The organism is Streptomyces coryli (assembly GCF_011044975.1).
Taxonomy (GTDB): domain Bacteria; phylum Actinomycetota; class Actinomycetes; order Streptomycetales; family Streptomycetaceae; genus Streptomyces; species Streptomyces coryli.
In genome coordinates, this window is record NZ_JAAKZV010000329.1 from 1 (window position 1) to 7,402 (window position 7,402).

Annotated in this window: 9 protein-coding genes; 7 read left to right on the forward strand and 2 right to left on the reverse strand. The window is 71.1% G+C overall.

Annotated features, from left to right (window positions below):
• Window positions 1-788: sigma-70 family RNA polymerase sigma factor (locus tag G5C51_RS38145; protein ID WP_165244858.1), on the reverse strand; the 788-nt coding region annotated here is incomplete at its 3' end.
• A gap of 153 nt (window positions 789-941) precedes the next feature.
• Here G5C51_RS38145 and G5C51_RS38150 point away from each other — a divergent pair.
• The 5 genes from G5C51_RS38150 to G5C51_RS38170 all read left to right on the forward strand — a co-directional run bounded on the left by G5C51_RS38150 (window position 942) and on the right by G5C51_RS38170 (window position 5,104).
• Complete coding sequence (locus G5C51_RS38150) at window positions 942-1,715, forward strand: SDR family NAD(P)-dependent oxidoreductase (protein WP_165244860.1); 774 nt, start codon at window positions 942-944, stop codon at window positions 1,713-1,715.
• Between the two features lie 337 nt (window positions 1,716-2,052).
• Window positions 2,053-2,295, forward strand: coding sequence for a hypothetical protein (locus tag G5C51_RS38155; protein WP_338118461.1), 243 nt, complete (start codon window positions 2,053-2,055; stop codon window positions 2,293-2,295).
• A gap of 183 nt (window positions 2,296-2,478) precedes the next feature.
• A complete protein-coding gene (locus G5C51_RS38160; protein WP_240930212.1) occupies window positions 2,479-3,276 on the forward strand; it encodes an RNA polymerase sigma factor SigF in 798 nt (265 codons plus the stop codon).
• A gap of 219 nt (window positions 3,277-3,495) precedes the next feature.
• A complete protein-coding gene (locus G5C51_RS38165; protein WP_165244864.1) occupies window positions 3,496-4,365 on the forward strand; it encodes an RNA polymerase sigma factor SigF in 870 nt (289 codons plus the stop codon).
• Between the two features lie 64 nt (window positions 4,366-4,429).
• Window positions 4,430-5,104, forward strand: a complete 675-nt coding sequence (locus G5C51_RS38170) for a hypothetical protein (RefSeq protein ID WP_165244866.1) — start codon at window positions 4,430-4,432, stop codon at window positions 5,102-5,104.
• Between the two features lie 3 nt (window positions 5,105-5,107).
• On the opposite strand, the gene G5C51_RS38175 is transcribed toward G5C51_RS38170, so the two are convergent.
• Complete coding sequence (locus tag G5C51_RS38175) at window positions 5,108-5,317, reverse strand: hypothetical protein (protein ID WP_165244868.1); 210 nt, start codon at window positions 5,315-5,317, stop codon at window positions 5,108-5,110.
• Between the two features lie 148 nt (window positions 5,318-5,465).
• Here G5C51_RS38175 and G5C51_RS38180 point away from each other — a divergent pair, with 148 nt between their 5' ends.
• Both G5C51_RS38180 and G5C51_RS38185 read left to right on the forward strand, forming a co-directional pair.
• Window positions 5,466-5,948: a MarR family winged helix-turn-helix transcriptional regulator gene (locus G5C51_RS38180; protein ID WP_165244870.1), complete on the forward strand. Its 483-nt coding sequence runs from the start codon at window positions 5,466-5,468 to the stop codon at window positions 5,946-5,948.
• A gap of 98 nt (window positions 5,949-6,046) precedes the next feature.
• A partial coding sequence (locus G5C51_RS38185; protein ID WP_476715155.1) for an MDR family MFS transporter occupies window positions 6,047-7,402 on the forward strand: 1,356 nt, incomplete at its 3' end.

Genomic DNA, 7,402 nt, shown 5'->3' on the forward strand with positions numbered 1-7,402 from the left:
CCCACATACCCCCCGGCCCACAGCAGCAGCCCCGCAGGCAGCACCGCCGCCATCGTGGCGTTCAGCTCCCGCAGTTCCACCCCCGCCCGCCGGCACCGCGGGCACCCCGCCAGATGCCGCTCCAGCCGCCGCGGCGTGCGGCGGCCGGCCCGGCGCAGCGATGCCGCCAGCTGCCCCGTGAAGTGCCGGCACTCCTCCGTCGTCGCCGCGTCCTCGACTCGCGCAGCGAGATACGCCTCGCGCAGCCCCTCCCGCGCCCGCGCCGTCAGCGAAGCCGCCCCCGACGGCGTCAGGCCGAGGAGCGGGGCGATGCGATCGGGCGACTCGCGCTCGACCGTGGAGTGCCACAGCGCCGTCTGCCAGCGCTCCGGCAGCCGCCGGAAGGCGCGTAGCACCAGGTCCTCGTCCTCCCGCCGCAGCAGCGACTCCTCGCCGCTCTCCTCCGGCGCCTGCCGCGTCAGCCAGGTCTCGAAGTCGGGGGAGAGCTCGGTCCTGCGGGCGGTACGGGCCCAGGCCCCGGCGGTGCGGCGGACGGTGGCCAGCAGGTAGGGCCGCCAGCCCGCCTCGGGCCCGCTGCCGCCGCGGACGGCATGCAGGGCGCGGGCGAAGGCCTCGGAGGTCAGGTCCTCGGCGGTGTGCGCGTCCAGGGTGCAGTGCTGGGCGTACGCGAGGACCGCGTCGCGGTGGCGGCGGTAGAGCTCGTCCAGGGCGGCGTCGGCGGCCGGCGGCGGGCCGGATCGTATACGCGCGGTGAGATCCGCGTCGGCGGCGGTGGTGGTCTCGGTCACTCTGGGGGACCCGGGGTGGTGTCGGGAAGCCATGTCTGCGGAGGTAGAGCGCGTGCGGCCGGCGTCATCCCGCGACGTTACGGAAACGTGACCTGCGAGCGGCGCTCGGGCAGGCGTTCCCGTCCGCGCCCCACCGGGCTAGCCTCAGCCGCCATGGCCGGAGCGTACCGCTACCGCTACCGCACCGCTCTGGTGACGGGTGCGTCCAGCGGTCTTGGAGAGAGCTTCGCGCGGCTGCTGGCCGCGCGGGGTGTCGACGTGACCCTTGTCGCGCGGCGGGCGGGGCGGCTCGACGAGCTGGCCGCCAAGCTGCAGAAGGCCCACGGGGTACGCGCGGAGGTGCTGCCCGCGGACCTGACGGACCCGGACCAGCGCGCCGCGGTCGAGGAGCGGCTGCGCGACGAGGGCTTCGAGCTGCTGGTGAACAACGCGGGCTACGGCGCCTTCGGCCCGTACGCGGAGCTCCCGCTCGCGGACCAGCTGGCGGAGGTCGAGCTCAATGCCGTGGCGCTGACCCGGCTCACCCACACCGCGCTGCCGGGGATGCTGGACCAAGGCCACGGCGGAGTGCTGAACGTCGCGTCAATGTCGGCCTTCGCGCCCGCCCCGGGCAGCGCGGTGTACGGGGCGACGAAGGCCTACGTGGCGGCGCTGACGGAAAGCCTGCACGCCGAGACCCGGGCGTCCGGGGTGCACGTGACGGCGCTGTGCCCGGGCTTCACGCACACCGACGACTCGGCCGGCGGGCTGCTGTGGCTGCGCCGGGAGGCCGTCGTACGGGCGGGCCTGGAGGCGGTGGCGGCCGGGCGGTCGCGGTGCGTGCCGGGGGCCCAGTACAAGGCGCTGATGCCCGCGCTGCGGCTGGCGCCGCGGGGGCTGCTGCGGGCCGCGTCCCGGCGGATGTGGCGGCAGGCCGCAGGTGAGTGAGCGGCGCCTGGCCCCGGAAACGTAAAAAGCCCCCGCCAGATGGAGGGGGCGGGGGAAGCGGCATCGGGGGGACAAGCCGCTTCCCCCGATGAGGACAGACCTGCAAGTCGACGCCGCGCTGGGGGGAAGCAGCGGCGGACCACGCAGTGCGGTCTGTCCCTCGCCCGAAGGAGTTCCTGCCAGACCGCCTCCGGGCTTGGTATCCATCCTGCGGGTCGTAGACGGCCGATGGATGCCGCGAAAGACCCTGGCCGCCAGGTCTTTGGTCCTGAAAACTCAGGTGAAGGCTTAACGCGCCGATAGACTTGGCGGTTGGGCCGGGGAACGGGCGGGCACGGTGGGTGTGCGCAGGGTGTACGGCGCGCTCGCGGTGCGCACCGCAGGGGAGGCGGGGACGACCATGGACTTCAAGAAGATCTCGCTGGCCGCGGTCGGCCTCTTCGCGGTGTACGCGATCGTGGCCTCACCGGCCCAGGCGGCGGACCTGGTCCAGGTCCTCTTCGAATGGATCTCGCAGCTCGTCAAGGGCATCTTCGACTTCATGGGCGACCTGCTCAACCAGGCCACCGACGAGTCCTGAGCGAGCCCTGAACGAGCCTTGAGCACGTCCTGAACGAGTCTTGGCCCGTACATAGGCCTACTTCACCGCTCAAAACGACCGCCAACACGGCGAATTACGGTGCTTGCTTACCCTGTGTCGTTCTTGTGATGCTATGACCGCTTTTCCCAAGATTGTCCGGTCATGTCGGGGTGGAGGAAACCGTTGTCCGCGAGCGCTGCCCTACCCGCACAGCCGGGCCGGCCCACGGACACCCGGGCCCTGACCCAGGTGCTCTTCCAGGAGCTCTTCGCGCTGGAGCGCGGCACCCCCCAGCACGACCGGGTACGGGCGGCGCTGATCGAGGCCAATCTCCCCCTGGTCCGCTACGCCGCGGCCCGCTTCCGCAGCCGGAACGAGCCGATGGAGGACGTGATCCAGGTCGGCACCATCGGCCTGATCAACGCCATCGACCGCTTCGACCCGACCCGCGGCGTCCAGTTCCCCACCTTCGCGATGCCGACCGTCGTCGGCGAGATCAAGCGCTACTTCCGCGACAACGTCCGCACCGTCCACGTCCCCCGCCGCCTGCACGAGCTGTGGGTGCAGGTGAACGGCGCCACCGAGGACCTCACAACCCTGCACGGCCGCACCCCCACCACCGCCGAGGTCGCCGAGCGGCTGTGCGTGAGCGAGGACGAGGTGCGGCAGTGCCGCGAGGCCGGCCGCTCGTACCACGCCGCCTCCCTCGAGGCGGCCCAGGAGGGCGAGGGGACGCCGGGGCTGCTCGACCGGATCGGTTACGAAGATCCCGAGCTGACCGGCGTCGAGCACCGCGATCTCGTCCGCCACCTGCTGGTGCAGCTCCCCGAGCGGGAGCAGCGGATCCTGCTGCTGCGCTACTACAACAACCTCACCCAGTCGCAGATCAGCGCCGAGCTCGGCGTGTCGCAGATGCATGTGTCCCGGCTGCTCTCGCGCAGCTTCGCGAAGCTGCGATCCGCAAACCGGATCGATTCCTAACCTGATCGGGTAGCACTGGTTCCGGCCGCCCAGGGGCCGACCCCCGGCCGATCTGCGCAGATATGTCGACTTGGCGCTAGGTCGTGTTGCTGACTTGTGACATTCTGCTGGAACTGCGTTTGCCGCGGCCCGGCCTCCGGTATTCAGGTGGAGGTTGTGCTTCTCGCTTCGGTGAGGAGCTCGGCCGCGACCCGACCGCGACCTCAAAAAGGGGGTGGCATGTCCGTAGAACTGGGCAGCACCAAGGTGATTGACCGCGACGCTCCGGCGGCTGCGAACGTCTCGAAGACCGCAGACATCCCGGCGCCCCGGCCGTCCGCAGGGGACTCCCTCGACACCCGCACGCTTTCCCGCTCCCTGTTCCTGCGGCTGGCCACGCTCGAGCAGGACAGCCCGGAGCGCACCTACGTCCGCGACACCCTCATCGAGCTCAACCTCCCGCTCGTCCGCTACGCGGCAGCCCGCTTCCGCAGCCGCAACGAGCCGATGGAGGACATCGTCCAGGTCGGCACCATCGGCCTGATCAAGGCGATCGACCGCTTCGACTGCGCCCGCGGCACGGAGTTCCCGACCTTCGCGATGCCCACGGTCGTCGGCGAGATCAAGCGCTACTTCCGCGACACCTCGTGGTCGGTGCGCGTCCCGCGCCGGCTGCAGGAGCTGCGGCTCGCCCTCACCAAGGCCGGCGACGACCTCTCGCAGAAGCTCGACCGCTCCCCGACCGTCCCCGAACTCGCCAAGTACCTCGGCGTATCGGAGGAGGACGTCGTGGACGGCCTGGCGGTCGGCAACGCGTACACCGCCTCCTCGCTCGACTCCCCCGCCCCCGAGGACGACGGCGGCGAGGGCTCCCTCGCGGACCGGCTCGGGTACGAGGACAGCGCGCTGGAGGGCGTCGAGTACCGCGAGTCGCTGAAGCCCCTGCTGGCCCGGCTCCCGGCCCGCGAGCGGCAGATCATCATGCTCCGGTTCTTCGCGAACATGACCCAGTCGCAGATCGGCGAGCAGGTCGGCATCTCCCAGATGCACGTGTCCCGGCTGCTCACCCGCACCCTCGCCACGCTGCGGGAGGGCCTGATCGCGGACTAATCCCTGCCCAAAGGTCTGCCGCAGCCCCCTTCACACCTGACGCCCCGTCAGGAACACTGGCGGGATGCGTCGGACACTGCGCCTGCTCGCTTACGTCACCGCCCCGGCCTGCGCCGGGGCGGTGCTGCTCACCGGCTGCTCCGAGGGCGGCAAGCCCGGCTATGCCGCGGTCGGCGCCGAGGCCCCGGCCAAGGGCCCGACCTCGGCCGAGCCACCGAAGGCCGAGGTCTCGATGGTGCCGCTGCCGAAGGAGAAGAAGCGCCCCGAAGGCGACCGCGGCGGCTCGTCGTCGCCGTCGGGCGGCGGCGAAAGTGGAGACGCCGGTACGGGCGGGAGTTCAGGCAGCAGCGGGGACGACAAGGCCGGCGGCTCGTCCCGTACGCCCGAAGGCTCGGCGCCCGCCGGCGGCGGCTCGTCCTCCGCGCCCGCGGGCCCGGCGGTGCTGAAGACCAGCGATCCGAAGCTCGCCACCACCGACAAGCGCTGGTGCAACAAGGTCACCCTGCGCTTCACCAACTCCGGCGACTCCCCGGTCCGCTCCGGCACCGTGAAGTTCGGCACGCACGTCATCGGCGCCCTCGGCGTCGACTGGGCGACGATCGAGGGCAAGCGTGAGCTGCCCGCGCCGATCGGGAGCGGGGACAGCGTCACGAAGACGTGGACGGTATGCGTGGAGGAGTGGCGGGTGCCGATCGGCATGCACGTCGAGACGCAGGACGTCGACGTGGACTGGAAGTGACCGTCAGCTGAGCGCCAGCCACGCCGCTCCGGCGAGCACCACGACGACCGCGAGCACGCCGACGATGAGGCCGACGCGCGAGCCGCTGCTCTCCTGCACCACGGCGCCGCGCTGCTGCGGGGCGCCCTCGTCGACGAAAGCGCGGAACATCTGGGTGTTGCCCGCCGGGTCGTCCATCGGACCCGGGGCCTGTCCTTGGGGGTTGTGAGCCATGGGGCAGGACCCTAGCGAACGCGACCCGGGCTATGGAACGACCGGCCACAGGATCATCACCGAATCCGACACCGCCGATTCATTTGCGTGTAGCAACCAACAAGATTATGGTTGCCCTAAGCAACTGATAGGTCAGGGGGTGGACGGCATGGCCACACGCACGCAGTACGAGGACCTGGCCCGGCAGATCGGCGTCATCGGACCCGTACGCCGCGAGCTCGGCCGCGCCCTGCCGCCGCACTGCTCGACGTCCTCGTCGGTCGTGCTCAGCCTGCTGCGCCACCACGGTGAGCTGCGCCTGGGCCGGATCGCCGAACTGCTCGACGTGGACGTCTCGGTCGCCAGCCGGCACCTCGCGTACTGCGTCGACCGGGGCTGGATCGAGCGCCGCTGCGACCCGGCCGACAAGCGCTCCAAGCTGCTGCGCCTGTCCGAGGCCGGCGAGCGGCTGCTCGATGACATCTCCGACCGCTATACGGAGGCGCTCGCCGCCTCGCTCGCGGACTGGCCGGACGACGACGTGGTCCGGCTCACCGAGCTGATGACCCGGTTGCGGGCGAGCTTCGGCCTGCCGCCGACGGTGGCCCGGGGCGCGCACGCCACCAGCACCACGAACGCGAACGCACAGTAAGGAAGCTCATGGCTCAGACCACACCAGCCGGTGTGCGCCACGGCCACCGCGCAGGAGGCGCGCACGCGGCACACCCGCCGCACGGCGACTCCGCGCCGATGACCCACCGGCAGATCATGGAGGCGCTGTCCGGGCTGCTGCTCGGCATGTTCGTCGCCATCCTGTCCTCGACCGTCGTCTCCAACGCCCTGCCGCACATCATCGCGGACCTGGGCGGCGGGCAGTCCGCGTACACCTGGGTGGTCACCGCCACGCTGCTGTCGATGACGGCGACGACGCCGCTGTGGGGCAAGCTCGCCGACCTGTTCAGCAAGAAGGTGCTGGTCCAGCTGGCGCTGGTGATCTACGTGGCCGGGTCGATCGTCGCCGGCCTGTCGCAGAGCGCCGGGATGCTGATCGCCTGCCGCGTCGTGCAGGGCATCGGCATGGGCGGCCTCTCCGCCCTCGCCCAGATCATCATGGCCGCGATGATCGCGCCGCGGGACCGCGGCCGCTACAGCGGCTACCTCGGCGCCACCTTCGCCGTCGCCACCGTCGGCGGTCCGCTGCTCGGCGGCGTCATCACCGACACCTCCTGGCTGGGCTGGCGCTGGTGCTTCTACGTGGGCGTGCCCTTCGCCGTCCTGGCGCTGATCGTGCTGCAGAAGACGCTGCACCTGCCGGTGGTGAAGCGGAAGGTCAAGGTCGACTGGCTGGGCGCCTTCTTCATCAGCGCGGCGGCGTCGCTGCTGCTGATATGGGTGTCGCTGGCCGGCGACAAGTACGACTGGGCGTCGAACGAGACGTACGCGATGGTGGGCGGCGCGGTGCTGCTGACGATCCTCTTCGTCATCACCGAGTCCAAGGCGAGCGAGCCGATCATCCCGCTGCGGCTGCTGCGCAACCGTACGATCGCGCTGGCGTCGATCGCCTCGCTCTTCGTCGGCGTAGGGATGTTCGGCGCGACGATCTTCCTGAGCCAGTACTTCCAGCTGGCGCGCGGTGAGTCGCCGACGATGGCCGGCGTCATGACGATCCCGATGATCGGCGGCCTGTTCATCTCCTCCACGCTCTCCGGCCGGATCATCACCCGCACCGGACGCTGGAAGGCCTGGCTGGTCTCCGGCGCGGTGCTGCTCGCGGGCGGCGCGGGCGCGCTGTCGACGATGCGGCACGACACCGAGTACTGGCACGTGGCGATCTTCATGGCCGTCTACGGCCTGGGCATCGGCATGATGATGCAGAACCTGGTCCTCTGCACCCAGAACCAGGTCGCCCCGCAGGACCTGGGCGCGGCGTCGTCCACGGTCAACTTCTTCCGCTCGCTGGGCGGCGCGACGGGCGTATCCGCCCTGGGCGCGCTGCTTGCCCACCACGTGAAGGACTACACGGCGGACGGCCTGGCGGCGCTGGGCGTCCACCAGAGCGCGTCGGGCGGCAGCGGCATCCCGAAGCTGGACACCCTGCCGGCCCCG

What these genes read in the sequence shown, in the direction of transcription:
- G5C51_RS38165 (WP_165244864.1), top strand. Translation starts at nt 3,496, where the DNA reads ATGTCCGTAGAACTGGGCAGCACCAAGGTGATTGACCGCGACGCTCCG.
- G5C51_RS38175 (WP_165244868.1), bottom strand. Translation starts at nt 5,317, where the DNA reads ATGGCTCACAACCCCCAAGGACAGGCCCCGGGTCCGATGGACGACCCG.
- G5C51_RS38180 (WP_165244870.1), top strand. Translation starts at nt 5,466, where the DNA reads ATGGCCACACGCACGCAGTACGAGGACCTGGCCCGGCAGATCGGCGTC.
- G5C51_RS38170 (WP_165244866.1), top strand. Translation starts at nt 4,430, where the DNA reads ATGCGTCGGACACTGCGCCTGCTCGCTTACGTCACCGCCCCGGCCTGC.
- G5C51_RS38150 (WP_165244860.1), top strand. Translation starts at nt 942, where the DNA reads ATGGCCGGAGCGTACCGCTACCGCTACCGCACCGCTCTGGTGACGGGT.